At 47.3% G+C, this 24,420-nt stretch carries 21 protein-coding genes; 12 read left to right on the forward strand and 9 right to left on the reverse strand.

The window, feature by feature from the left end; translation table 11 throughout:
• The first annotated feature begins 93 nt into the window (after window positions 1-93).
• Window positions 94-2,007 (forward strand): TonB-dependent receptor domain-containing protein, encoded by a 1,914-nt coding sequence (locus J9B83_RS08855; RefSeq protein WP_211536503.1) that lies wholly within the window; start codon window positions 94-96, stop codon window positions 2,005-2,007.
• Between the two features lie 181 nt (window positions 2,008-2,188).
• Here J9B83_RS08855 and J9B83_RS08860 read toward each other — a convergent pair whose 3' ends face one another.
• Window positions 2,189-3,565 (reverse strand): glycine--tRNA ligase, encoded by a 1,377-nt coding sequence (locus J9B83_RS08860; protein WP_211536406.1) that lies wholly within the window; start codon window positions 3,563-3,565, stop codon window positions 2,189-2,191.
• Between the two features lie 247 nt (window positions 3,566-3,812).
• Here J9B83_RS08860 and J9B83_RS08865 point away from each other — a divergent pair, with 247 nt between their 5' ends.
• The 3 genes from J9B83_RS08865 to J9B83_RS08875 all read left to right on the forward strand — a co-directional run bounded on the left by J9B83_RS08865 (window position 3,813) and on the right by J9B83_RS08875 (window position 5,492).
• Window positions 3,813-4,259 (forward strand): DUF3429 domain-containing protein, encoded by a 447-nt coding sequence (locus tag J9B83_RS08865; protein WP_211536407.1) that lies wholly within the window; start codon window positions 3,813-3,815, stop codon window positions 4,257-4,259.
• Window positions 4,260-4,336: 77 nt separating this feature from the next.
• Window positions 4,337-4,729 carry a thiol-disulfide oxidoreductase DCC family protein gene (locus J9B83_RS08870; RefSeq protein ID WP_211536408.1) on the forward strand — a complete coding sequence of 131 codons (393 nt, stop codon included), beginning with the start codon at window positions 4,337-4,339 and terminating at the stop codon, window positions 4,727-4,729.
• A 37-nt stretch (window positions 4,730-4,766) separates the two neighbouring features.
• A complete protein-coding gene (locus J9B83_RS08875; RefSeq protein WP_211536409.1) occupies window positions 4,767-5,492 on the forward strand; it encodes an SDR family NAD(P)-dependent oxidoreductase in 726 nt (241 codons plus the stop codon).
• 30 nt (window positions 5,493-5,522) lie between these two features.
• On the opposite strand, the gene J9B83_RS08880 is transcribed toward J9B83_RS08875, so the two are convergent.
• Together J9B83_RS08880 and J9B83_RS08885 are read right to left on the reverse strand one after the other, a co-directional pair.
• Window positions 5,523-6,188, reverse strand: a complete 666-nt coding sequence (locus J9B83_RS08880) for a DUF1826 domain-containing protein (protein WP_211536410.1) — start codon at window positions 6,186-6,188, stop codon at window positions 5,523-5,525.
• A gap of 107 nt (window positions 6,189-6,295) precedes the next feature.
• Entirely contained in the window at window positions 6,296-6,556 is a 261-nt protein-coding gene (locus tag J9B83_RS08885; RefSeq protein ID WP_211536411.1) for a DUF5062 family protein, read from the reverse strand.
• A 313-nt stretch (window positions 6,557-6,869) separates the two neighbouring features.
• On the opposite strand from J9B83_RS08885, the gene J9B83_RS08890 reads away from it, so the two are divergent.
• The 8 genes from J9B83_RS08890 to J9B83_RS08925 all read left to right on the forward strand — a co-directional run bounded on the left by J9B83_RS08890 (window position 6,870) and on the right by J9B83_RS08925 (window position 17,007).
• Window positions 6,870-7,571: a GntR family transcriptional regulator gene (locus tag J9B83_RS08890; protein ID WP_211536412.1), complete on the forward strand. Its 702-nt coding sequence runs from the start codon at window positions 6,870-6,872 to the stop codon at window positions 7,569-7,571.
• Between the two features lie 53 nt (window positions 7,572-7,624).
• Window positions 7,625-8,503, forward strand: a complete 879-nt coding sequence (gene prpB, locus J9B83_RS08895) for a methylisocitrate lyase (protein ID WP_211536413.1) — start codon at window positions 7,625-7,627, stop codon at window positions 8,501-8,503.
• Window positions 8,504-8,577: 74 nt separating this feature from the next.
• A complete protein-coding gene (gene prpC, locus J9B83_RS08900) occupies window positions 8,578-9,717 on the forward strand; it encodes a bifunctional 2-methylcitrate synthase/citrate synthase (protein WP_236037221.1) in 1,140 nt (379 codons plus the stop codon).
• A 48-nt stretch (window positions 9,718-9,765) separates the two neighbouring features.
• On the forward strand, window positions 9,766-11,253 hold the full coding sequence (gene prpD / locus J9B83_RS08905; RefSeq protein ID WP_211536414.1) for a 2-methylcitrate dehydratase: 1,488 nt from the start codon (window positions 9,766-9,768) through the stop codon (window positions 11,251-11,253).
• A gap of 53 nt (window positions 11,254-11,306) precedes the next feature.
• The gene (locus J9B83_RS08910; protein ID WP_211536415.1) at window positions 11,307-13,361 is read left to right on the forward strand and encodes a tRNA(Met) cytidine acetyltransferase TmcA; all 2,055 of its coding nucleotides are present in this window, start codon (window positions 11,307-11,309) and stop codon (window positions 13,359-13,361) included.
• Window positions 13,362-13,637: 276 nt separating this feature from the next.
• A complete protein-coding gene (locus J9B83_RS08915) occupies window positions 13,638-14,630 on the forward strand; it encodes a TRAP transporter substrate-binding protein (protein ID WP_211536416.1) in 993 nt (330 codons plus the stop codon).
• A gap of 69 nt (window positions 14,631-14,699) precedes the next feature.
• Window positions 14,700-15,377, forward strand: a complete 678-nt coding sequence (locus tag J9B83_RS08920) for a TRAP transporter small permease (RefSeq protein ID WP_211536417.1) — start codon at window positions 14,700-14,702, stop codon at window positions 15,375-15,377.
• 16 nt (window positions 15,378-15,393) lie between these two features.
• A complete protein-coding gene (locus J9B83_RS08925) occupies window positions 15,394-17,007 on the forward strand; it encodes a TRAP transporter large permease (RefSeq protein WP_211536418.1) in 1,614 nt (537 codons plus the stop codon).
• Between the two features lie 62 nt (window positions 17,008-17,069).
• On the opposite strand, the gene J9B83_RS08930 is transcribed toward J9B83_RS08925, so the two are convergent.
• From J9B83_RS08930 to J9B83_RS08955, 6 genes are all read right to left on the reverse strand, one after another.
• The gene (locus J9B83_RS08930; protein ID WP_211536419.1) at window positions 17,070-17,798 is read right to left on the reverse strand and encodes an SDR family oxidoreductase; all 729 of its coding nucleotides are present in this window, start codon (window positions 17,796-17,798) and stop codon (window positions 17,070-17,072) included.
• Window positions 17,799-17,829: 31 nt separating this feature from the next.
• The gene (locus J9B83_RS08935; protein ID WP_211536420.1) at window positions 17,830-19,188 is read right to left on the reverse strand and encodes a sigma-54-dependent transcriptional regulator; all 1,359 of its coding nucleotides are present in this window, start codon (window positions 19,186-19,188) and stop codon (window positions 17,830-17,832) included.
• Complete coding sequence (locus J9B83_RS08940; protein WP_211536421.1) at window positions 19,188-21,485, reverse strand: ATP-binding protein; 2,298 nt, start codon at window positions 21,483-21,485, stop codon at window positions 19,188-19,190. The genes J9B83_RS08935 and J9B83_RS08940 overlap by 1 nt, the downstream gene beginning before the upstream one ends.
• A 39-nt stretch (window positions 21,486-21,524) precedes the next feature.
• Window positions 21,525-22,505 carry an EF-P lysine aminoacylase EpmA gene (epmA, locus tag J9B83_RS08945; RefSeq protein WP_328797727.1) on the reverse strand — a complete coding sequence of 327 codons (981 nt, stop codon included), beginning with the start codon at window positions 22,503-22,505 and terminating at the stop codon, window positions 21,525-21,527.
• A gap of 163 nt (window positions 22,506-22,668) precedes the next feature.
• Entirely contained in the window at window positions 22,669-23,790 is a 1,122-nt protein-coding gene (recA, locus tag J9B83_RS08950; RefSeq protein ID WP_236037222.1) for a recombinase RecA, read from the reverse strand.
• 88 nt (window positions 23,791-23,878) lie between these two features.
• Entirely contained in the window at window positions 23,879-24,379 is a 501-nt protein-coding gene (locus J9B83_RS08955) for a CinA family protein (protein ID WP_211536422.1), read from the reverse strand.
• Window positions 24,380-24,420 lie beyond the last annotated feature (41 nt).

Genomic DNA, 24,420 nt, shown 5'->3' on the forward strand with positions numbered 1-24,420 from the left:
TTGACATATTGATACCTGCTTAGTTACGGTGATCTTATCACCTCTAATCAGGTGGCCAAATTAGTTGTACCACTACACATCCCCCCACTAGAAATGATCGAACGAATTGAAGTAATTCGTGGTCCAGCGTCTACCCTTTATGGCGCAGACGCTTTGGGTGGTGTTATCAATATAATCACTCGCAAAGACGCTGAAAAATGGAGTGGCTCAGCAACATTAGGCCGAACTTTTCAGACTGACAACGATTACGGTGATGACACCACTTTAGACTTTAGTGTCATGGGTCCAGTGGTTCCAGGAAAATTAAATCTAGGAATACGCGGAAGTGTCTACGATAAGGAATCCTCAACACCAAACTACGATGATGTCGTCGACCCTTCTGGTACAGTTCAAAGCCGTGAATTAGGCTTTGGGGGTGGTGGTAAAACTGTTGATAACACCAATCAAGCAGGTGGTTTTAGCTTAATTTTCACCCCTAACGATGACCATACACTCAGCTTTGATTACGATACTTCTAATCAGGTGTATGACAACGAAGGCAGTCAAGTTGGTACAGTCGACAGTGTTGATAACCTTTGGGCAAGAAATAACTCTCCTCGTACAGGCTACAAAGATGAGCAAGAATTTAATCGTGAATCTTGGGCGATAAGTCATGAAGGTCATTGGGGTGACCTTATGAGCCAAGTTAGCTTTTCTAGCGTCACTACAACTAATGAAGGAAGATCATTACCCTTCACTGCAAAAGAGCGTGCTGACTTCACCAATCTTTACAATGGTACAGGCAATTACGCAGGCTTATCATTGGATGAGCGCAAAGCACTATCTGGTGAAAAATTCTTACCGCGTCCTGACCGTATAATGGAAAGTCGTCAAGATGTTTTAGATGCAAAGCTCGATATCCCATTAGGCGATCATCAGGTTATTACCGGTATTCAAGTGATTCGCGGTGAACTAGAGGATGGTGTATTTGGTATGTACGGTGATCAATACAAAGCCGGTGAAGTGCAAGAACATAATATGCAGTCTATCTTCGTAGAAGACAACTGGATGCTAACACCAGACTTTACTCTAACCGCAGGTATACGTCTTGATGATCATGATACTTTTGGCGATCAAACAAGCCCTCGCCTTTATGGTGTATACAGTTTAAATAATAATTGGACAGTAAAAGGTGGTGTTAGCACAGGTTATAAAACACCTAAAACCACTGATTTATTCCAAGGTATTACAGGTTTTGGTGGACAGGGAACGAGCCCATTTGTCGGCACACCAGATCTACAACCTGAAACCAGTGTCAGCTCTGAAATTGCCGTTTACTGGCAAGATCCTGTTAAACGCCACAGTTTTAATGCCACCATTTTCCAGAATAACTTCAAAGATAAAATTGCCAGCCAAGGTGACCTAAGTAGTTGTGAAGCAACAGGAGGCGTTGAGCCATGTGCTGATATTGGTAATGGTTGGGAGAGTCTTGGATACGACTCCTTTACTAAAAAGGTGAACATTGATAAAGCTGTCATTGAAGGGATTGAGCTAGCGGGCCGTTATCAAATACGTGAAGACTTAACTTTGCGTGCAAACTACACCTACACAGACAGTGAGCAAAAGAGTGGTTCGCAGAAAGGTTATCCACTAACAGGTACCGCTAAGCACATGATGAACACGTCATTAGACTGGTCTGCCACAGACAAACTGAGCTTGTCTTTAATCGCAGAACTTCGTAGCGATCGTTTCCGTGGCCTAAACAGAAACAATCAAGTAGATGCAGGTAAAGATGGTGACATTTACTACAAGTCTTACGAAGTATTTCATTTAGGTGCGACTTATCGTGTAAATGATGCCGTCACAGTAAATGGCCGCATCAATAACCTACTAGATGAAGACTTCACTAGTCAGTCTGTATCCTTTGAGGACAATGGCGACGGTACTTACGAGGCAACCTACTATGATGACTACAACAACAAAGATAAGGCACGAAATATCTGGTTGAGTGTTAATGTTGCTTTCTAAACCGTTGACTTAGAAATCGCACAAATTAGATTTTCCCTTTAAACCAATAATTGAGTCACTCAATTATTGGTTTTTTTGTTTTCTAAAACTCACTCTGTAAACACTTAGCACCAAACAAAAAAAGCCGTTACGAGATTCCCTCGTAACGGCTTTTTTTATTCATGTCATCTGAACGATATGATTAATCTTGGTTAATAAAGTAATTAACCACATACGCTGGCAGTTCCGCCGCTGGCACGACGATTTGCTCCATGGTGTCGCGGTCACGAACGGTCACTGGTGCGCCTTCTTTTTCGATAGAATCGAAATCGACGGTCACGCAAATTGGCGTTCCGACTTCGTCATGACGACGGTAGCCTTTACCTACGTTGCCTGTGTTTTCATAAAGAATACGACCCAAACCTAATTTTTGAAGCTTGTTTTTAAGCTCTTTTGCCAAAGCAACAATTTCTGGCTTGTTCTTTTTAAGCGGCATAATAGCGACTTTGATCGGCGCTAGGTGCGGCTTAAATTTCAACACGGTACGAGTCGTGCCATTTGGCAACTCTTCTTCGGTATAGGCTTCTGTCATCACCGCCAAAAGACCACGGTCTAAACCGGCAGACGGCTCGATGCAGAAAGGCACTTCCCACTTATTCGCTTCAAGGTCACGGATCGCTAATTTCGCGGTGGAATGCTCGTTCTTTTTCACTTTCGCAGAAAGGCCAAACTCTTCTTGAGCCTTAGTGTGAGAACCCAAATCGTAATCAGTACGGTTCGCTACGCCTTCAAGTTCTTCCAAACCATGTGGAAAACGGTACAAGATATCCACAGTGGCTTTTGAATAATGCGCTAGGTCGTCGCCAGTCACGTATTCAAACTCAATATTTTCTGCCGATAGACCTTGATCCAACCACCACTGCTTACGAGTGCTGACCCAGAAATCGTGCCATTTTTCGTCTTCACCTGGTTTACAGAAGAATTCCAATTCCATTTGTTCAAATTCACGAACACGGAAGATAAAGTTACGCGGCGTGATTTCGTTACGGAAAGATTTACCAATTTGCGCAATACCAAAAGGCAAAGTACGAGAGGTGGAATCTACAACGTTTTTGAAGTTAGTAAAAATACCTTGTGCGGTTTCTGGACGAAGGTAAGTGTAAGACTCTTCGTTGACCATAGGTCCGACGTTGGTTTTAAACATCAAGTTAAAATCGCGAGGCTCTGTGACGTTTGTTGAACCACAGTTATCACACACTTTAATGTCTTTCATGTGATCGGCGCGCATACGAGATTTACATTCGTGGCAGTCGACCATAGGATCGGTAAAAGTATCTTCATGACCCGAGTATTTGTAGACGTGTTTGTTTTGGATAATGGCGGCATCCAATCCTTCTACATCGTCACGCTCGTATACCATGGCACGCCACCAAGCCGCTTTTAGGTTGTTTTTTAATTCAATACCTAACGGACCGTAATCGTAAGCGCCTTGCATACCACCGTAGATTTCACTGCCTTGGAAAATAAATCCGCGACGTTTACACAGGGAAACGAGTTCATCCATTGTTTTAGCTGGCATTTCTAAACACACCTTTAGTCAATTCGTTAATAAAGACATGAAAACCGAAAAGGCATCACGCTTAAGGAAAAGTAATCCAGCATTGTACTCTGTGGTCGTATTTCCCTCAATGGCGATTATTCTCGATACAGGGGCTTTATATCCTCAAGGAATGGGCATTATTACTGGTGTTGCCAGGTAGGTTCCGCTTAAAATAACGCCAAGACTTTTTTATTGCACATTTGCTTTCGAGATCAGGATATTGACCATGCGCACTCCTAATTCCTACTTAACGATAATCCTTGGTGTTTTGGGCATTATTCCCTTCGCCGCTGCGACTTATATAAGTTGGAATAATCATACTTTTCTGGGCTTTTCTGGTTTCACCCTGTTCAGCACCTACAGCGCCGTGATTTTAAGTTTTCTAAGTGGCGCTTTGTGGGGACAATTGATACATAAAGACATTTCGCCCCTGGGTCGCTTCTTATTTATTTCCAGCAATGTATTGGCCTTAGCGGCGTGGGCGTCTTTGTTGATTCACATCCCTAGCTTATCCATTGCGCTTTTGCTGCTTGGTTTTATGAGTGTTTTTTGGGTAGAAGCGCGCACCTTGGTGTTAATACGCTCGCCAAATGCCCGCTATTTGAACATGCGTTTTGTTATCACCATTATCGTTTGTGTGCTGCACCTTGCGATGTTATACCCGCACTACTAACCCACTAATAAAATGATCTGACCCTACGTCAAACCCGTAAAAACAATATGAAAAAATTATTTTTACGGGTCTAAATTATGCTAACAATTTTCTACGATGGTCACTGCCCTTTGTGCGCCGCTGAAATGAACACCCTTCGGTCATTAGACGCCAATAAAAAACTGCAATTAGAAGACATTCACGCCGAGAATTTCAGCAAAAAATTCCCCCACATTGACCCAATCGAAGCGGACAAAGTGCTTCATGGTCAGCTCGATAATGGCCAAATTATCAAAGGCCTCGATGTTACCTGCTTAGCATGGAAATTAGTGGGTAAACATAAATGGATGCAAGTGCTGCGTTGGCCCGTGGTGCGTTTCTTTGCCGACAAAAGCTATTTATTTTTTGCTCGTTATCGCCATCAAATTTCGTCCTTTGTCAGCGGCAAGCCTCGTTGTGAACCCTGTAAAAAAGATGGTTGCGACCTTTAGTTTTTAGCGCATTTTATTCATTGAAAGGAAGTCTCAAATGTCAGATTTTTATGCCCTTGTTATCGGCGCCAGCAGTAAAATTTCCCATGCGGCCATTGCGCAATTTGAACAAAACGATGCCTGTCTTGGGGTGTTTGCTGTGAGTCGAACCGCGCCTGTTGAATCGTTCGACCCAAAGACCCATTGGTTCGAATGCGACTACAGCGAAACCGCCATTCGTCAGGTTTGTAAAGGCTTGATGCCTTTTGCGGGAAAGATAACCAAGGTGTTGATCTGCAATGGAATATTGCACGAAGACAGCATGATGCCAGAGCGTAAATTAGAAGATGTAACAGCCGCTCAGCTAGAGCGAACCTTTCAAGTAAACACCATTATTCCCATGCTTTGGTTAAGCCATATATTGCCCCTGGTAAAAGGTGAAACATCGGCTCAGATTTCGGTGTTCAGTGCACGCATTGGCAGTATTTCAGACAACAAAACCGGCGGCTGGTACAGCTATCGCGCCTCCAAAGCCGCACTCAACATGCTTATTCAGACATGCTCGATTGAGTACGCGCGACGGGCGAAAAACGTCAAACTGATTGCCTTTCATCCGGGCACAACGGACACGCCCTTGTCTAAACCCTTTCAGCGCTCTGTGCCTGAAGGCAAGCTGTTTACTCCTGAATTTGTCGCCACGCAATTGTTGTTCATTATGGACGACGTGGAGATGAACAACAAAGCGACTTACCTAGACTGGAACAACCAAGCGATCACCTGGTGATCACTTGGCTAAACAAAAGTTAAGTAAAAACTAAATCATATCAATGCTTAAGAATAACCGTTTGTCTTCTGCGCTCGCAGCAGGCGAACGGTGAACCATGCCACGACCTAGCGACGTTGGCCATTCGTCCCCTTTCATAATCGCCACATCACCTGCCTGTAAACGATTAATCACTCCTGTGTCACTCAAGCCACTATTAAGATCTGTCGCACGGCCGCCACGACCTAAATGATCTCGAATTACGTGGGCTTCGTGTAGCCATTCACTGCCGGTTCCCGAATAGGTAGACACCATGCGACAAGGAATTTTATCCACATGAAAACGCGGACACATGGCCGACGACAAGGCCGTCAGGCGCACCCCTACTTCCTCAAGGTCAAACAAACAGGCGAACATGTCCACCAGCAAGCCTATGTCAGCTACAAACGCCTCTTTACCATCAGCGTCGGGCAATAAACGGCCTAACAGAGTAGTGATTTTTTCAGAACTTCCTTGGGAGGTATACGAAAAATTAGGCGAGGATACTAACAGCGACTCGGCGTAATCCGACAGTTCACCCAGCGGTCTTTGCCACACTGTCATACCAATACTGGGGTTATAAATATCGCCAAACACATCCTGATCAGGCGACTTCGCCACGCTCAAAAGCCCAACCGCCTGATCCGAATCTATCGCACTTTGCACATTCGCTTGCATTGTCTCTCACCTTATTCACGTCATCATGATTGCTATAAATAAATGATATGTTATAACAAAACATAAATAAAGCTATTAGACGTTACCAGCAAGCCAGTGCATGGAAGCTACTTCAGTAAAGGATCGTCTTTTGGAAGCAGTTTTTGAATCCATAACGCCAGCTTGTGCTTCATGCTTGGCAAGTCTTCTTTGTCTGCAGGTAGAGCAACAATCAATTTATCCAATACCAACAAACGGTAAATGGCTTCGGTTTTTTCATTCGCCGACATGGTGGCCGAAAAGCCTTCGTAACCGCGTTTTAAGGCGTAATTTTCTCCCACTTGAATGGCTTTTTTGCTCAATGCAATTTCGTTTTTTATCTTTTTCATGCTGTTCCTTAAAAATACACAGATCGCGACGACAGGCTAAAACAAGATTGTCGACACATTCACTATTCGATTGACGAACGCCTACGCTGAAACTGTATCAGCTTTTTGCCTTCATCCCAGCCGTTATCGAGTTTCTATCGATAAAAATACAGAAAAATCAGAATTTTAGCTCAAAAAAGACCCTGTTAAACACAAAACACTACGACTAAAGAAGTATAAGAAAATCCAATATTGTCGACAATCTAACTTGATAATTCCCGAATAGACGGCTATAAAGAGATACATTGTCAACAATCATTAGGTTTTCACCGTTATGAGCATTCCTGTTTCAAGCCATTTAGTGTCTTTAAGGTCCGCTACCTTATCCGAAGACATTGCTCAGCAATTGAGTAGTGCCATTGTCAAAGGCGATATACCTCAAGGCAGTAAAATTTCGGAGCCAGAATTGGCCAAGCAATACGGCGTGTCTCGCGGGCCACTTCGGGAAGCCATTGTGAAACTCGAAGGCCTCGGCTTAGTCACTCGTACCGCCAATGTGGGCGCTCGAGTGATTCAGCTCAACCTGCAAGACATGCTCGACACCTTTACCATGCGCGAAGCCCTAGAAGGCATGGCCGCTCGATTGGCCGCCGACACCATGCCCGCCAGCGAAGTGAACAACTTATACGACTTGCTCGACAAGCACCAAGCTCATTTAGATGACAACCAAGACGAACATTATTTGCAACAAGGCGGCAACGACGATTTTCATCTACGCATTATTCACGCCAGCCAAAATGCCAAATTGATTCGTTTATTAACCGAAGAATTGTACTCGGTGATTCGCATGTATCGCCGACATACCGCCGACCAGCGCAGCGATCCACGTCAAGCATTGCGAGAACACAGAGCGATTTTAGACGCCATCGCCAACCACGAAGGGGATCTGGCCGAGCTACTCATGCGTCGACACATCAGCCGCGCCAGCCAGTTATTGAAGCAAGCCATGGAACACAGTGAACGCGCTTCTCACTAAGCCTTTTATTCCCCATATCAACCATACGAAAACAAACAATAAGAGAGGACAGTATGACAACAGCTTCACCAGGTGCACGTTTTCGACACGCCGTCGCCACTCAATCACCTTTGCAAGTGGTGGGCGCGGTTAATGCCTATTGCGCCATGATGGCCGAACAAGCGGGTCATCATGCTGTTTATTTATCTGGCGGTGGCGTGGCAAACGCCTCCTACGGCTTACCCGACCTTGGTATGACAGATTTACACGATGTGTTGGAAGATGTGCGCCGTATCACTTCAGCATCTAATTTGCCCTTGCTGGTCGACATAGACACTGGATTTGGCGGCGCTTTCAACATCGCTCGCTCTGTTCAGCAGATGGAAAAAGCCGGCGCGGCGGCGGTGCACATTGAAGATCAGGTGCAACAAAAGCGCTGCGGTCATCGCCCTAATAAAGCCATTGTGAGCCAAGCGGAAATGGTCGACCGCGTTAAAGCCTGTGTCGACGCCAGAACCGATGACGACTTCGTCATCATGGCACGCACCGACGCCCTTGCTGTGGAAGGCATGGAATCGGCCATCGAACGCGCCATTGCCTGCGTAGACACTGGGGCTGACATGATCTTCCCAGAAGCCATGATCACCTTGGAGCAATACAAAGAATTCGTCGCCGCGGTAAAAGTGCCGGTGCTGGCCAACATCACCGAATTTGGCGCCACGCCCTTGTTTAGCAAAGCCGAGCTGGCCAGCGCAGGCATCGATCTAGTGCTCTATCCGTTAAGCGCTTTTCGCGCCATGAATAAAGCCGCGCTGAATGTGTACCAGCACCTATTGCAAGACGGCCACCAGCGCAATGTGATCGACACCATGCAAACCCGCAACGAGCTGTACGAATTTTTGAACTACCACGAATACGAGGACAAACTAGACGCTCTCTTCTCGACAAAATAATAGACAACCAAATAACACACGACAAAATACCGTTTTCATCAAGATTCTCACTAAAAATAACAATGGAGAACATTATGACTAAAGTACTTTCAGGCGCCGGATTACGCGGCCAAAGCGCAGGCCAAACCGCATTGTGTACGGTCGGCAAAGCCGCTGCCGATTTAACCTATCGTGGTTACGACATCGACGTACTGGCCGACAAAGCCAGCTTTGAAGAAGTGGCTTATTTATTACTGTATGGCGCTTTGCCAAACCGTCATCAATTGCATGATTACGAACAAAAGCTGATGAGCTTACGCCCCTTGCCCGACGAGCTCAAAGCCGTCTTAGAGTTGATTCCGAAAACCGCCCACCCAATGGATGTGATGCGCACCGGTTGCTCTTTTTTGGGCAATATCGAGCCAGAACTGCCCTTTGACAAGCAGCCTTCTCTGGCCTTACATGCCGCTGATCGACTGGTTGCCACGCTGCCTGCCATGGTCGTTTATTGGTATCGTTTTAGTCACGATGGGGTGCGTGTCAATACTCACAATGCGCAGGTGCCTTCGTTAGCTGGACACTTTTTAACCATGCTGCACGACGAAGCCCCCAGCGAATTGCACACACAAGTGATGAACGCTTCGCTGATCCTATACGCTGAACATGAATTTAACGCTTCCACCTTTACCGCCCGGGTGTGTGCGTCGACTTTATCTGACCTGCACTCGTGCATAACCGGCGGTATCGGCAGCTTGCGTGGACCTCTGCATGGTGGCGCCAATGAAGCGGCGATGGACATGATAGAGCCTTGGCAATCCGCTGATGAAGCCGAAACGGAGCTGATGAAAAAGCTGGCTAACAAAGAAACCGTAATGGGCTTTGGCCATGCCATTTACAGCGAGCGAGACCCGCGCAACGATGTCATCAAGAAGTGGTCGAAAAAACTCAGCGATGCCGTTGGCGACGAATATTTATACGCGGTGTCTGAACGTTGCGAAGAAGTCATGTGGCGGGAGAAAAAACTCTTTTGTAATGCCGATTTCTTCCACGCCAGTGCCTACCGCTTTATGGGCATTCCGACCAAATTATTCACGCCCATTTTTGTCTGTTCTCGTGTCACTGGCTGGGCCGCGCACGTCATGGAACAGCGCAGCAATAACCGCATCATTCGCCCTAGCGCTGATTACATTGGGCCAGATCACACGAACTGGGTCGACATAGACCAGCGTCCATAACACAACAAACGCCAAACATTTCATCATTAATATTTAAAAGGGAAGACAATGAGCAACAACGTAGATGTAAATAACCGCCCAGATTATGACCAAGTTATTCAGGACATCGCAGACTATGTGATCAACTTTAAAGTCGACAGCCAAGAAGCCCTCGACACCGCACGAAATTGTTTAATGGATACCCTCGGCTGTGGTTTATTAGCCCTGCGATTTCCAGAATGCACCAAGCATTTGGGCCCTGTTGTACAAGGCACTGTGGTGCCCAACGGCGCACGCGTACCCGGCACGTCCTTGTCGCTAGACCCTGTGAAAGCGGCGTGGGACATCGGCTGCATTATTCGCTGGCTGGATTACAACGACACCTGGCTGGCGGCAGAATGGGGTCACCCTTCTGACAACCTAGGCGGCATTTTGGCGGTGGCGGATCACCTTTCTCAGGTGCGTTTGTCCAATGGTGAAAGCCCTCTTACTATGCGCGAAGTACTCGACGCCATGGTCATGGCGCACGAAATACAAGGCGTTATAGCGTTAGAAAACTCGTTTAATCGCGTCGGTTTGTGCCACGTTTTATTGGTGCGCGTGGCCTCGGTGGCCGTGGTAACCAAGATGATGGGTGGCGACCGCGAGCAAATTATGGCGGCTATCTCACAAGCTTGGGTCGATGGTTCGGCACTGCGCACTTATCGCCATGCGCCGAACGCAGGGTCGCGTAAATCCTGGGCCGCAGGGGATGCCACTTCACGTGCCGTACGTTTGGCCGACATGGCCATGCGTGGTGAAATGGGCATTCCGAGCGTACTTACCGCGCCACAATGGGGCTTTTACGACGTGTCTTTTTCGAAAACCAACAAAGACCAAGCCATCAAGCCCGATGAGCAACGCCAGTTTTCTTTCTCGCAGGATTACGACACCTACGTGATGGAAAATATCTTGTTTAAGATTTCCTTCCCAGCGGAATTCCATGCACAAACCGCTGCCGAAGCCGCGGTGACTTTGCACCCGCAGGTAAAAGATCGTTTGGCCGACATCGATAAGATCGTCATTCGTACCCACGAATCAGCGATTCGTATCATTTCCAAATCGGGCCCATTGGCCAACGCCGCCGACCGCGATCATTGCTTACAATACATGGCCGCCGTACCTTTGGCGTTTGGTAACCTCATTGCCGAACATTATGAAGACGACTTTCACGCCGCTAATCCCATCATTGATGAGTTGCGTGACAAAATGGACATCGTTGAAGACCCGCGCTTCACTGCGGAATATTTGGAAGCCGACAAACGCTCTATCGCCAACGCCATTCAAGTCTTTTTTAAAGACGGCAGCCACACCGATGAAGTCGCCGTGGAATACCCGTTAGGACACCGTCGCCGTCGCGAAGAAGGCATCCCTTTGTTAGAGCAAAAATTCAAAAACAACTTGGCGACGCGTTTTCCCCATCGTCAATGCGAGCAGATTTTCACCTTGTGCAAAGACCAAACCGCATTAGAAAACACACCGGTGAATCGCTTTATGGACTTGTTCGTCATCGCTTAATCCTCAGGGTCGCAGTATCATACTGCGACCCTGAAAAGAGCGAATGTACTTGTATGCCTAACAACCATCGTCATTGTTATCTGTTATCCGGCTCGCCTGACAAGGTGCTGTCGGATTTTCTTTTTCTCAGCCAAAATTTGGCTTCGCCGCTTGTGGTGGCACAAGATATCAGTCACTACGAAGGCGATTCTCACCGATTCTCGACGTGCGCTTTCAAACAGGTTCGCCAACATCTAGGCCGAACCCACGATGCGATTTTGTTGGACTTAACCCAGGGTGTGTCTGCCAGCGCATTGGCTATTTTAGCGGGCACGGTTCGCGGTGAGGGGCTCTTTGCCATCGCTTTGCCAGAGCAAGACTGGCTGACGACAACGGATCACGACCTTGCCCGTTACCTGCCTTGGCCTTTGGAACCCGAGCAAGTGACCTCCTATTTCAAACACTATCTTAACGACTGCCTGCACCGCAGCGATTCGCCTTTTCAACCGATTACATCAAGTACATTAACCCCCTTGCCCGCGCTGACATCCACCGATGCGCGAGCGCCACTCACCACAGAGCAAGCTCACGCTCAGTCCGCTTTGCTCATGGCTGACGCCGGGGCGTATGTGCTTATTGCCCCACGCGGCCGTGGTAAATCCACCCTGCTGGGCGATACCTTGGCGACATTAATACAAGCGGGCAAACGAGTAGCCATTACCGCACCAAACCAAGAAGCCATTACCACTCTAAAGCAGCGCTTTTCTCACCTGATGACGGCATCACAAACAAAAGCCGAACTGCCCTTTTTCGCCCCAGACGCGCTAGAGCACTCCACCAATCACTGGGATTACCTGTTCGTAGATGAAGCGGCCATGTTGCCTTTGCCCATGCTAAAAGCCATGAGTAAACTGGCAGATCATACTGTGTTTAGCACCACAGATTATGGCTATGAAGGCGCGGGGAAAGGTTTTGGCTTGCGCTTTTGTCGCTATTTAACCGAGCAAAAAAGCCCTCAGCAGCATGCCTTGCAGCGCTTAACTTTAGACACTCCGATTCGATGGGGGGGAAATGACCCACTAGAACATTGGCTCAATAACACCCTCTTTTTAACGGATGAAAACGCCACGCCAACAGCGCTTATTTGGCCTGAAAAACGGCCAAGCTATCATGCTTTTTCCACGTCAGATTGGTTATCACAAAGCAAACAATTGGCCGACACTTTTCGCCTACTAGTCAGTGCTCACTATCAAACATCGCCTGATAACCTAAGATGGATGCTCGATGACCCATCGGTTACCAGCTACCTTGCTACTGCCAATCACCAGCTAAATTGCGTGGCCATTGTGACCGAAGAAGGCAACCTACCTGATGAACTGAGTCAGGCGGTTATGCAAGGCACAAGGCGCCCAAGGGGTCATTTGCTGCCACAATCCTTGCTGGCTCACGAAGGGCTCAAGGACGCAGGTCGCTATCGGTACTGGCGTATTAGTCGCATTGCCACCAACCCAGAAAGACAACAGCAAGGTCACGCCAGTCGATTGCTTGATCATATTGCGCAGAACGCTCAGTCTAGATGCGACTTTTTATGCACCAGCTTCGCAGCCACGCCCGACGTAGTGGCGTTTTGGCTGAAAAATGGCTATCGACCGATTCGACTCGGTACTGCCAAAGACCAAGCCAGCGGCAGCTATTCTTTGATGATGATAAAGCCCCTTAACGAAATGGCCGCCTTATTAGCAGACCAATGGCAAGGGCACTTTATCGAGCAATTCTCGCTCAATATCTTACTGCAATACCCTGACTTAGCCACGGAACTGATTATGCTAATAATGGCGTCATCGACCCACAACATCCCTCCCTTGGCTACGCTTTCTTCACAAGACCGACACGATTTAACCTTGTTTATGAGTCACCATCGACCCTTTGACAGCCTTCGCCCTGTGCTATTCAAAGCGGCATTAAATATGGCACAAGCTCAACAATTACAGCCCGACAACCCGATGCATCGGTTATTTTTAGAAGCGGCACTTGGCCGACACACCGAGGCTTCTCGCCACGCCGCGGGACTATCCGGGAAAAAAGCCATGATGTCGGCAATAAAACAGTTATTAGCCGAGGCTTTTTAGAAAATCGTCAATGGGTGAAAATCCACCCATTGATAAAATAATCATGTGTGTAATTCCCCCTATTAGGTGACGTTAGAACAAAACACCCACAAGTCATTGTTGATTTTTCCTATATAAATCATACCGTTAACAATTTATTAAAGACTTGGCACAAATTGTGTAAACACTCTAACCAAGCACACCTGTTTTGCTCTGCCTAATGTTTCTGTGTCACACAGTTTTCTGGGCTAAAAACCAGGTAAACAATAATAATTCAGTTTTTGGAGTCTTATAAAAATGAAAAAAATCAGCCTTGCTCTGACCTCGTTAGCACTTGCCCTTTCAGCTGGAACCGCTGTTGCAAACTGTGATTCTGGTGAGCGTGTTGTAAAATTCAGCCACGTAACCGGTGGTACTACTCACCCTAAAGTGGTTGCAGCCAATAACTTTGCGGATCGTGTTAACAAAGAAATGAACGGCAAATTGTGTGTAGAAGTCTTCCCTAACTCTACTTTATTTGGCGATTCTAAAGAGCTTGAAGCCCTTCTTCTTGGCGACGTTCAGTTACTTGCACCGTCTCTTTCTAAGTTTGGTTCTTATACCGACAAATACGGTGTGTTCGATCTTCCTTTCATCTTTAAAGACATGGATCACGCGATTCGTTTCACTAAGACACCTGAAGGCAAAAAATTATTGTTAGAAATGGACGAATACGCAGGCTTCGTTGGTCTAGGTTACTGGATGTCTGGTATGAAGTACTTCTCTGCTAACAAACCACTATTGGTCCCTAGCGACGCTGAAGGCATGAAATTCCGCGTGCAAACGTCTGACGTAGCAAAACAAATGATTGCCGCTATGGACGCTTCTCCACAAGCCATGGCGTTCTCTGAAGTATACGGTGCCTTGCAAACCGGCGTGGTAGATGGTCAGGAAAATACCTGGTCTAACATCTACACGAAGAAATTCTACGAAGTACAAGACAGTGTCACAGAAACCAACCACCAGTTGCTGGCCTACTTGTTCATGACCTCCTCTGAGTTCCTATCCAGCCTTCCAGCTGCTGATCGCGCCCAGTTTATTCAAATCGCGGATGACGTGACTCAAGAAGCGAACTTGAATGTAAAAGCCGCTGAAGCAGCCAACCGCGCCAACATTCTGAAAGCAGGCGGTAAAATCAACACCCTTACCCCAGCGCAACGCCAAGAATGGGTCGATACTATGAAGCCTGTTTGGAGCCAATTTGAGCGTTACATCGGTAAAGATTTGATCGACGCTGCCGCTGGCGCGTAATTCAAATTCTACCTTGCAGTTAGCTGACCCAAACGGGTCAGCTTTTTGTTGTCTGATTAGGAGACCCCCATGGCACTTTGGCCACATCTGTATTTATTGGTTTTTATTATTATCCTTTGGGTGCTCGAAAAGCTGTTCCCAAAAGTCATGGAGCGAGCTGAAGAAAACCTGTTAATCATCGTCATTTCTTCCATTATGGCGGTGTCCTTCGGGCAAGTCATTGCACGCTATGGTTTTAACACGGGCTGGGACGCAGCGTTAGAATTCAACACAGTTGCCTTCTCTTGGTTAATCCTATTGGGCATGAGTTACGGTATCAAAACCGGCTTACATCTGGGTGTCGACATCGTCTTAAATGCCGTGCCCAAACCGGTTGCCAAAGGCTTGTCTTTGTTTGGCGCCGCGGCCGCTATGCTTTACGGCTTAATTTTGTTGGATTCTACTTGGTTGGCCATGCTGGGCATCGATGTCAGTGGCGGTGCGATTGAGTATTGGCAAAAAATGTACAAAATTGGCATCGGATCAAATGAACTACGTTATCCAGAATTTATACAAGAAATGTTTGGTTTGCGTCCTCGTGTGCATCGTTGGATCGTTCTGGTTATTTTGCCAATCAGTTTGGCGTTGCTTTCTTACCGTTCTTTGCAGGCCTTTATCGACATCGCACGTGGCAAACGTGGCATGTTGATCAGTGGTCATGAAGCGCAAGAACTTGTCGAAGAAAACAAAAACGTCTTAAAAGACTAGCCGCAGGAGCGTTATTGTGGAATCTATTATTCTCTTTTCATTGGTACTCGTGCTGCTGTTTGTTGGCTTGCCGGTGGGTATCTCGTTGGGCTTATCGTCCATCTTGTTTATTACCTTTTTCTCCCACGACTCTTTGTCGTCGGTGGCGATCTCTTTGTTTGGCGCTGGGCAGCACTACACCCTGTTGGCGATTCCATTCTTTATCATCGCTTCTTCTTATATGTCGACGGGCGGTGTGGCGAAGCGTTTGATTAACTTTGCCATTGCCAGTGTCGGTCACTTTCGTGGTGGCTTGGCGATGGCGTCTGTATTGGCTTGTATGATGTTTGCTGCCCTATCTGGGTCTTCTCCTGCAACAGTCGTGGCCATTGGTACCATCGCCATTGCTGGTATGACGCAAGTGGGCTACTCAAAAGAATTTGCGGCGGGCATTATTGCCAACGCTGGCACCTTGGGCATTTTGATTCCACCTTCTATCGTGATGGTGGTGTACGCCGCTTCTGTTGATGTGTCTGTAGGTCGTATGTTCTTGGCAGGGGTCATTCCCGGTTTAATGGCGGGCGGTATGTTGATGCTGGCCATCTACGTGGTCGCTCGTATCAAAAAGCTACCAGCAGAAGAATGGAAAGGCTTCGGTCATTTGGTTCGTGGCGGTAAAGACGCTGGCTGGGGCTTGTTCCTTGTTGTCATCATCATGGGTGGTATTTACGGCGGTGTATTCACACCAACGGAAGCCGCGGTTGTGGCGGCGGTTTACTCCATGTTCATCGCGCTGTTTGTTTACCGCGATATGGGGCCATTAAAAGGCCAAACTTGGACCAACGACAACGACGCACCTCACGCTCGTGTTGGTTTTAACGGCATGGTATACGGCGTGTCTTTTTTCCTCGTGTGGGAAATCATGTCTTTCTTCGTATTTGCCGACAGCGAAACTGTCACTGGCGGCGATCGAGCTACTTGGGGCGCCATCATGTCAGTGGCCTTGGCGATTTTCTATGTGTACAAACGTTCGAGTAAACTAGAGCAATCTATCGGTACTTGTATTGCAGCCGGTCTACCGATCTGGGGTCGTAACTTATCGATGATGTTACGCGGCTTCTTCCCTTCTTTGTTTGGCGAAGAATCTCGTAAAGTCATGCTAGAAGGCACTAAGACGACCATCATGTTGATGTTCATCATTGCCAACGCCTTGTTGTTCGCACACACCTTGTCTGCAGAACGTATCCCACAAATGATCACCGAATGGATGTTAGGCGTCGGCTTTAACTGGTTTACCTTCCTAGTTGCGGTGAACATCTTGCTATTGATCGGTGGTCAGTTCATGGAGCCATCGGGTCTATTGGTTATCGTAGCGCCGGTTGTGTTCCCGATTGCGATGGAACTGGGTGTTGACCCAATTCACCTAGGTATCATCATGGTGGTCAACATGGAAATTGGTATGATCACACCGCCGATTGGTTTGAACCTCTTTGTGACATCCGGGATCACCGGCATGAGCTTAGCTCGCGTGGTCAAAGCCGCAATGCCATTCGTATTGGTATTGATGGTGTTCTTGGTGATGGTGACTTACATTCCGGCACTGTCTACCGCGTTACCATACAGCATCATGGGGCCAGAAATCGTTCAATAACGATTTCTGTTCTGCAAATAGTTATAAAGTTTGGCGCCCGCAAGGGCGCTTTTTTTTTTGGCTTACAAATCAAAATTGGTGGGCATCACCACCACATCACGAATGGTCACACCCCGTGGGCGGGTCAACATGAAGATCAAAATATCGGCGATTTCACTGGCCTCGACTAAACTGCCATTGGCCTTCGCTTCGGCCAACTTTTCTTCTGGCCAATCAGCCAATAAAGAAGTGACGACAGGCCCAGGCGACACAGAACCAATGCGTAAACCGTCTTTGAATACCTGACGACGTGTGGTTTGCACAAAGCAATTAATCGCCCATTTCGACGAGGCGTAAACAGGCTCCCACGGCGTAGGATAGTGCGCTGCTAACGAGCTGGTCACCAAGATATCGCCGGTTTTTCGAGCGGCCATGTGAGGAATCACATCACGCACGTTTTTCATCACCACATTGACGTTCAAATTCATCATGCGATCTATGTCATCGGGGTCGGCATCAACCAAGTCACCGCCCACATAAAGTCCAGCATTGGCGTGAAAAATATCAATCACTCCCACCTGCTCTAAAATACGTGGAATCAATTGCTTACAGGCTTGGGCATCCAATAAATCGATGACCAAGGGCACCGCCGCGTCTCCGTGTTTATCGCAAATGGCCTGCAACGCCGCTTCGTCACGGTCAACAAACACCACGGTGGCACCTTCGGCGATCATAGCTTCAGCACTAGCCAAGCCAATACCCGATGCCGATCCTGTGACCACAGCCACTTTTCCCTTTAATTGCGCTGACATATTTCATCTCTTTTTGTTGTTGAATAGAAGGTTATTGCTTATAAATGTCTTTGTCTAAACCGTATTTTCGCATCTTGTCATATAGGGTTTTGCGCGGTAGACCAAGGGCATCCATGGTGTCTTTGATTGAACCTTTTTGACGCATGAGTTCTTGTTCTAACAGGGTTTTTTCAAAGCGTTCCAGCTGCTCCGGCAAAGTCATCACACCTGGGTTATTTTCGTTGATAATGATCTGGTCAAACTCAAACGAGCCCGCCTCACCCATCAATACATAACGCTCGGCCAAATTACGCAATTCGCGTACATTACCCGGCCAATCGTAGCTTAACAAACTGTGCATGCGCGCCGCTGACAAGGCTTCCGATTCGCGCTTGTACTGAGCAATGGCTATTAGACAAAAATGCTGCCACAACAAAGAAATATCGTCTTTGCGCTCCCGAAGCGGTGGAATGTCCACTCGAACCACATTGAGTCGATAATACAAATCTTCCCGAAAAGTGCCGCCCTCGCTCAACTGCTTTAAATCCACCTTGGTGGCGGCCAAAATACGCAAATCTAGGTCGATGGCGGTATTTGAGCCCAAGCGTTCCAAACGACGTTCTTCGAGCACCCGCAATAAACGAATCTGCATCGACATGGGCATGCTTTCAATTTCATCGAGAAACAGAGTGCCGCCATTAGCGTGTTCCAACTTACCAATGCGTTGAGTTTTCGCGTCGGTAAACGCGCCTTTTTCATGGCCAAACAGTTCCGACTCCATAATTGAGTCAGGCACAGCGCCGCAATTAATTGCCACAAACGCACGGCCGCGGCGTGAACTGTGTTCGTGAATATAGCGCGCCACCAGCTCTTTTCCGGTACCAGTTTCCCCCTGGATCAAGATGTCGGCCCCCGTATCCGCCACATGCAACAAAGCTTGACGCAAACGATGGATGCCTGGTGTATTGCCGATAATGCGTGGACCTGGTGCATTTTGTGCCGCCAATTCTAGGCGTAGATGGCGGTTTTCTAAGGTCAGCTGGCGCTTTTCCGATGCACGTCGCACTACTTCTAAAAAGTCTTCATTGGAAAAGGGTTTTTCAATAAAGTCGTAAGCGCCATCACGAATCGCACTAACCGCCATACTGATGTCACCGTGTCCGGTGATCAGAATAAAAGGGATCTCGGCGTCGATTTTCTTCACCTCTTCAAACAACTCTAAGCCGCTTTTACCGGGTAAATTGATGTCACTCACGATGACGCCAGACCAATCCAGAGAGAGTTTTTCCATCACGCCTTGCGCCGAGGCAAACTCCACTACATCAAAATCTTCGAGCTGCAGAGTTTGAGAAATGGCCATGCGAACCGCTTGTTCATCGTCGATAAGTATGACTTGTTTACTGTCTGACATTAGATTTCCTTATGAGGCGCGTTGGATGATAGGGCTTGATGATCAAAACGGGGCAAGCAAACGCAAAACTTAGCACCACCCGACGAGGCATTTTCTGCATAAATGCGGCCTCCCATGGCCTCCACAATACGTTGACTGATGGATAAGCCCAAGCCAAGTCCAAGCCCTGACGATTTGGAGGTAAAGAAGGGTTCGAATAAGTGTTTAATCGCTTCTTCGCTCAGACCATTGCCCGAGTCTTCAACACTAATAATAATATTATCGTCCACTAAACCTTGCTCAATCGACACCTGACCAGACTTATCGGAGGCTTCTAAAATGGCGTCGGCGGCGTTGGCCAATAAATTTACCAACACTTGCTCCAAAAACACCATATCGCCTTTGACAATAAAACCTTGGTCTTCTTTTACCACTAGCTCAATACCCACTTCTTTAAAGCGGGGATTCATAATTTTCAACGCCCCCACGATGGCTGTTTGCACGGCGATCGGCCCTTGTTGCACGTCGCCTTTACGGGCAAAGACTTTAAATCGCGCGATGATGTCCCCCATGTGGTGACCTAACTGGCTGATGTGCTGTAAGTTCGCATGGGCTTGCTCGTATTGACCACGATCTAAGAACTTCAAACCATTGCCGGCAAACGCTCGAATGGCGGTCAGTGGCTGATTTAATTCGTGATTTAATCCAGCTGTTAGTTGCCCCAACACGGCCAATTTTGCGGTTTGAATCAGCTCTCTTTGGGTGCCTTTGTGTTCTTCGATTTCATGGCGCAAACGCGTGTTGGCTTCTTCCAACTCAAAGGTACGTTCTCTTACTCGTTCTTCTAACTCAATCCGAGCCTGAGTAATGTCTTGTTCATAACGTTTGCGCTCGGTCATATCGTGGAAGGTCACCAAATAACTCAAGCGCTTCGGCAACTGCATTTCACACATGGCCATTTCCACCGGCACCGACATTTGATCTGAGTAACACAAATGCCCTTCTTTGGTTTGCACCTTGATGCCTAAATCAAGGGTGGCATCGACTAATTCTTGCTGAATCGACGGCGTCGGTAATACCGCCTCATCGGCTTGAAATAGTCGATGCAGCGGCTGACCAACCAAGGGCGCCAGCGGCTTGCCGACGAGTTTTTCAACCGCGGGGTTAAAAGACTCTATTTTATGATGCTCGTCCAGAGTCACTAAACCGGCTTGGGTATTCTGGATCACTTCACGTATGTAAGCCTGATTGTGGCGAGTCATCTCATTGGCATCGGATCGCTCGCGCAACATACGTTGGCGTAAAGCGGCCAACCCAAATAACAGGGCGGTGATCATAGCACCACCGGTAAAAATGGTTCGCCACAACGAAATGTCTTCGTTAATGGTTTTTAACGGCGCCAGTATGGAAATTTGAAAACCCAATAGATGAATGGGTCGACTCATGCGTAAAAAGGACACGCGTTCTAACTTTGCCGTACCACTGTTGGCGGTGTTTTCCAGCACATCGACAATTTGCGTTTTCTCGTCGAAAGGGGTTTGGTAGACAATGGCCAGCTTCTCGATGTACTTGCCTAAATAGCGCTGGGAATCGGCAATGCGTTGCAATTCATCGTACGACAACTCACCCAATACACGATACAACCAGTTAGGCTTTGAACTGCTAAACACAATACCGTCTGGGTCAAGCAATAAAAATTCGTAGCTTTGGTTGGCAAAGCGCTTTTCAAACTGAGTGAGATCCACCTTCACCACAGCGATACCAATGATGGTGTCCCTGTCATAAACAGGATAAGAAAAATAATAGCCGCGACGATTCGACATGGTGCCCAAGGCATAATAGCGCCCGGGGCGTCCTTCAATCGCATCTTGAAAATAGGGACGAAAGGCAAAGTTACGCCCCACAAAGCTCGTTTTCTCCCGATAATTCGACGCCGCGATGGTCAGCCCATCGGTGTTAAGAATGTAACTGTCCGACGCTTCCGTAATGCGGTTGATTTGTTCCAGCTCTCGGTTAAGCTGCTGAATGCCTGCCTCGGTGCCTTCTCGCAAGGCCGTTTTAACACGATCATTCGACGCCAACAGGGTCGGCATATGTTGATACTTGGCAATGGCACTTTCTAATACATTGGCCAGTTGATTGAGCTGCTCGAAGGAGTCGATGCGTAAGGTCTTGATTTGCTGATACTTTAACGCTTCGCCCCCTTTCCAGATAGACAGTACAATAACGATGAAAGCGATTGCATACAGCCAAATAGGGTGATGTTGTGCCGAAGTTCGCACACTGTTCCAACGATACGCTTCGTGGTTTGCTTTCATTGCCTATTCGACCTTTATTATTGTATGTTCTGTCGTTATTTAAGCACGACCATGGGCAAAGGGTAACACCTCTGAGATGTGGTTTTTTTGGCACAGCAGCATCAACAAGCGATCCACTCCTAATGCCACACCTGCGCAGTCTGGTAAGCCTTGTTCTAATGCTTTAATTAAGCGCTCATCAAACTGTCGATCGGCTAATTTCATGCTCTGTCGAGCCACCTTGTCTTGCTCAAACCTCTGCGCCTGCTCTTTCGCATCGGTTAGTTCATGGTAGCCATTGGCCAATTCCATGCCTTGCCAATACAATTCAAACCGTGCGGCGACTTTATGACCTTGCTCGTCACTGTGAACTTTCGCCAACGCCGCTTGAGACGCCGGATAACTGTGAATAAAACAGGGGGTATAGCGACCAATAGCCGGTTCCACCACGCTGGCAAATAATAGCTCTAATAGCGTATCGCGATCTTCTTCTTGCAAGCCATATTCTGTGTGATCATGAGCCGTTTGCTGTAGTTGTAATAAGGTCGCGCTAAATGGGTCTAAACCAGTATGGCGTAAAAAAGCCAGCTGATAACTTAAGCGCTCACAAGACAAACGAGCGTCGTCTAAGACATAAGCCAACAAGGCTTGAATCTCGTCCATTAATTGCCAGTGATCTAAACCAACCCGATACCATTCCAGCATAGTGAATTCAATACTGTGACGACGCCCTATTTCTTCCGCTCGAAACACCTTACCCAATTGATAAATAGAACCTGCGCCGGCACAAAGTAAACGCTTCATAGCGAATTCTGGCGACGTTTGCAGGTAATAGGTTACATCTTGCCCTTGGGAACGGATTTGACTGGTCAGCACTTCAATATGCGGATCGGTAATGCTGGCCAAAGACAAGCATTGAGTATCCACCTCCATCACGCTTCTTTCATCAAAAAAACGGCGTATCGCAGCAAACAGCGTGGCTCGCTTTTGTAAAACAGACAGATCGGCACTGGGTTGCCATAGAGAAGCGTCGTACATCATGGGTACTCTGAAAAATAAATCGCATGATAACAAATACTGGGGGAGATATTCAGCCTACTCCGAGGCGAGCACGGTATTGAGAAAATAAATGCAGGGAATGTTATGTACAAAAAAGCAGGCTCTAGGCCTGCTATTGGAATAAAGGGAAGATGACAGAATGAACTTAGAAGTCTAATGCATCCGCATCGTCTTCTACTTCTGCGTTTTTCGCTTTTTTCGTGCTCGACTCAGCTTTGCCGCCAGCTTCAGCTTTCGCCGCTGTGTCGTCTTTGTCTTCTGCTTTGCCTTTTTTAGGCAGTAAGGCTTCACGCACTTTTGCTTCGATTTCTGTCGCAATATCAGGGTTATCCGCTAAATACTGAGCCGCATTGGCCTTACCTTGACCAATTTTACTGCCGTTGTAAGCATACCAGGCACCGGCTTTATCAACGAAGCCTTGCTTGACACCCAAGTCGATGATTTCACCCATACGGTAAATACCCGCACCGTACATAATCTGGAATTCAGTTTGCTTAAACGGTGGTGCAATCTTGTTTTTCACCACTTTTACTCGGGTTTCATTACCAATGACTTCGTCACCTTGTTTCACTGAACCAATACGACGGATATCCAAACGAACAGAAGAGTAAAATTTCAGCGCGTTACCACCTGTGGTGGTTTCTGGACTGCCAAACATGACACCAATTTTCATACGAATTTGGTTAATAAAGATAACCAAACAGTTAGCGCTTTTAATTGAGCCGGTAAGCTTACGCATGGCTTGCGACAACAAACGCGCCTGTACACCAACAGAAGAACTACCCATTTCGCCTTCAATTTCAGACTTAGGAACCAAGGCGGCAACGGAATCGACAATCACCACGTCTACACTGTTTGAACGCACCAACATGTCAACGATTTCTAGCGCTTGCTCACCTGTGTCTGGTTGTGAAATCAACAAGTCTTCAATGTTAACGCCTAATTTTTCTGCATAAGAAGGATCAAGCGCATGCTCCGCATCGATAAACGCACAGGTTTTACCTTGCTTTTGTGCCTCGGCAATCACACTCAACGTCAGCGTGGTTTTACCGGAAGATTCTGGTCCGTAGATTTCACAAATACGACCATAAGGAAGACCACCAGCCCCTAGCGCAATATCCAAACCCAATGAACCGGTCGATACGGTATCGATGTCTAGCTTAGCGCCTTCGCCCATCTTCATGATGGCACCTTTACCGAATTGACGCTCAATTTGGGACAGCGCTGCGTCGAGCGCCTTTTTCTTGTTGTCTGCGATAGATGACATATTGGAATCCTTGTGACTAATTTTCGTTGTTGGTAACTCTAGCGGAGTTTTAGGTTAATCTCAAGAAATACTGTATATAAAAACAGTATTATTTTTCGTTTGATTTGAGCATTTTTTGAACGCCATTTAACGCTGCTAACACAGTGGCCTCTCTGACCGATTGTCGATCACCTAAAAACTGAAAACGCATGGTTTTGGCATCACAACCGCGTTGTTGCCAACCAATGTAGACGCACCCCACGGGCTTTTCCACCGAACCGCCATTGGGACCTGCTACGCCACTAACCGCCACGGCAATGTCGCCTCCCAGCGCCAACGCCCCTGCGCACATTTCGGTTACGGTTTGCTCAGACACCGCACCAAACGCTTCTAAGGTTTCAAGCCTAACCGACAAACCTTGTATTTTTGCCTGGTTGGCATAGCTGATCACGCCACCAAAAAACCAAGACGAACTGCCTGACACCTCGGTACATACGGCGCCGATTAAGCCGCCAGTACAAGATTCTGCCGTCACCAGCATCAGGCCTTTTGCCTGTAATTGCTCACCCACTTGTTCGGCGATTTGCGTCATTTTTTGCATTTGATTCATTGTACTTATCCCTTAAATCCTAGGAAAATATCCCGTAGAAT

It is taken from the genome of Marinomonas vulgaris, assembly GCF_018145875.1.
Lineage (GTDB): Bacteria > Pseudomonadota > Gammaproteobacteria > Pseudomonadales > Marinomonadaceae > Marinomonas > Marinomonas vulgaris.

Coding starts and splice junctions, on each gene's coding strand:
- J9B83_RS08870 (WP_211536408.1), top strand. CDS start 4,337: ATGCTAACAATTTTCTACGATGGTCACTGCCCTTTGTGCGCCGCTGAA.
- J9B83_RS08920 (WP_211536417.1), top strand. CDS start 14,700: ATGGCACTTTGGCCACATCTGTATTTATTGGTTTTTATTATTATCCTT.
- prpD (WP_211536414.1), top strand. CDS start 9,766: ATGAGCAACAACGTAGATGTAAATAACCGCCCAGATTATGACCAAGTT.
- J9B83_RS08855 (WP_211536503.1), top strand. CDS start 94: ATGATCGAACGAATTGAAGTAATTCGTGGTCCAGCGTCTACCCTTTAT.
- prpB (WP_211536413.1), top strand. CDS start 7,625: ATGACAACAGCTTCACCAGGTGCACGTTTTCGACACGCCGTCGCCACT.
- J9B83_RS08860 (WP_211536406.1), bottom strand. CDS start 3,565: ATGCCAGCTAAAACAATGGATGAACTCGTTTCCCTGTGTAAACGTCGC.
- J9B83_RS08915 (WP_211536416.1), top strand. CDS start 13,638: ATGAAAAAAATCAGCCTTGCTCTGACCTCGTTAGCACTTGCCCTTTCA.
- J9B83_RS08910 (WP_211536415.1), top strand. CDS start 11,307: ATGCCTAACAACCATCGTCATTGTTATCTGTTATCCGGCTCGCCTGAC.
- prpC (WP_236037221.1), top strand. CDS start 8,578: ATGACTAAAGTACTTTCAGGCGCCGGATTACGCGGCCAAAGCGCAGGC.
- J9B83_RS08935 (WP_211536420.1), bottom strand. CDS start 19,188: ATGTCAGACAGTAAACAAGTCATACTTATCGACGATGAACAAGCGGTT.
- J9B83_RS08890 (WP_211536412.1), top strand. CDS start 6,870: ATGAGCATTCCTGTTTCAAGCCATTTAGTGTCTTTAAGGTCCGCTACC.
- J9B83_RS08930 (WP_211536419.1), bottom strand. CDS start 17,798: ATGTCAGCGCAATTAAAGGGAAAAGTGGCTGTGGTCACAGGATCGGCA.
- J9B83_RS08940 (WP_211536421.1), bottom strand. CDS start 21,485: ATGAAAGCAAACCACGAAGCGTATCGTTGGAACAGTGTGCGAACTTCG.
- J9B83_RS08955 (WP_211536422.1), bottom strand. CDS start 24,379: ATGAATCAAATGCAAAAAATGACGCAAATCGCCGAACAAGTGGGTGAG.
- J9B83_RS08865 (WP_211536407.1), top strand. CDS start 3,813: ATGCGCACTCCTAATTCCTACTTAACGATAATCCTTGGTGTTTTGGGC.
- J9B83_RS08885 (WP_211536411.1), bottom strand. CDS start 6,556: ATGAAAAAGATAAAAAACGAAATTGCATTGAGCAAAAAAGCCATTCAA.
- recA (WP_236037222.1), bottom strand. CDS start 23,790: ATGTCATCTATCGCAGACAACAAGAAAAAGGCGCTCGACGCAGCGCTG.
- J9B83_RS08880 (WP_211536410.1), bottom strand. CDS start 6,188: ATGCAAGCGAATGTGCAAAGTGCGATAGATTCGGATCAGGCGGTTGGG.
- epmA (WP_328797727.1), bottom strand. CDS start 22,505: ATGATGTACGACGCTTCTCTATGGCAACCCAGTGCCGATCTGTCTGTT.
- J9B83_RS08875 (WP_211536409.1), top strand. CDS start 4,767: ATGTCAGATTTTTATGCCCTTGTTATCGGCGCCAGCAGTAAAATTTCC.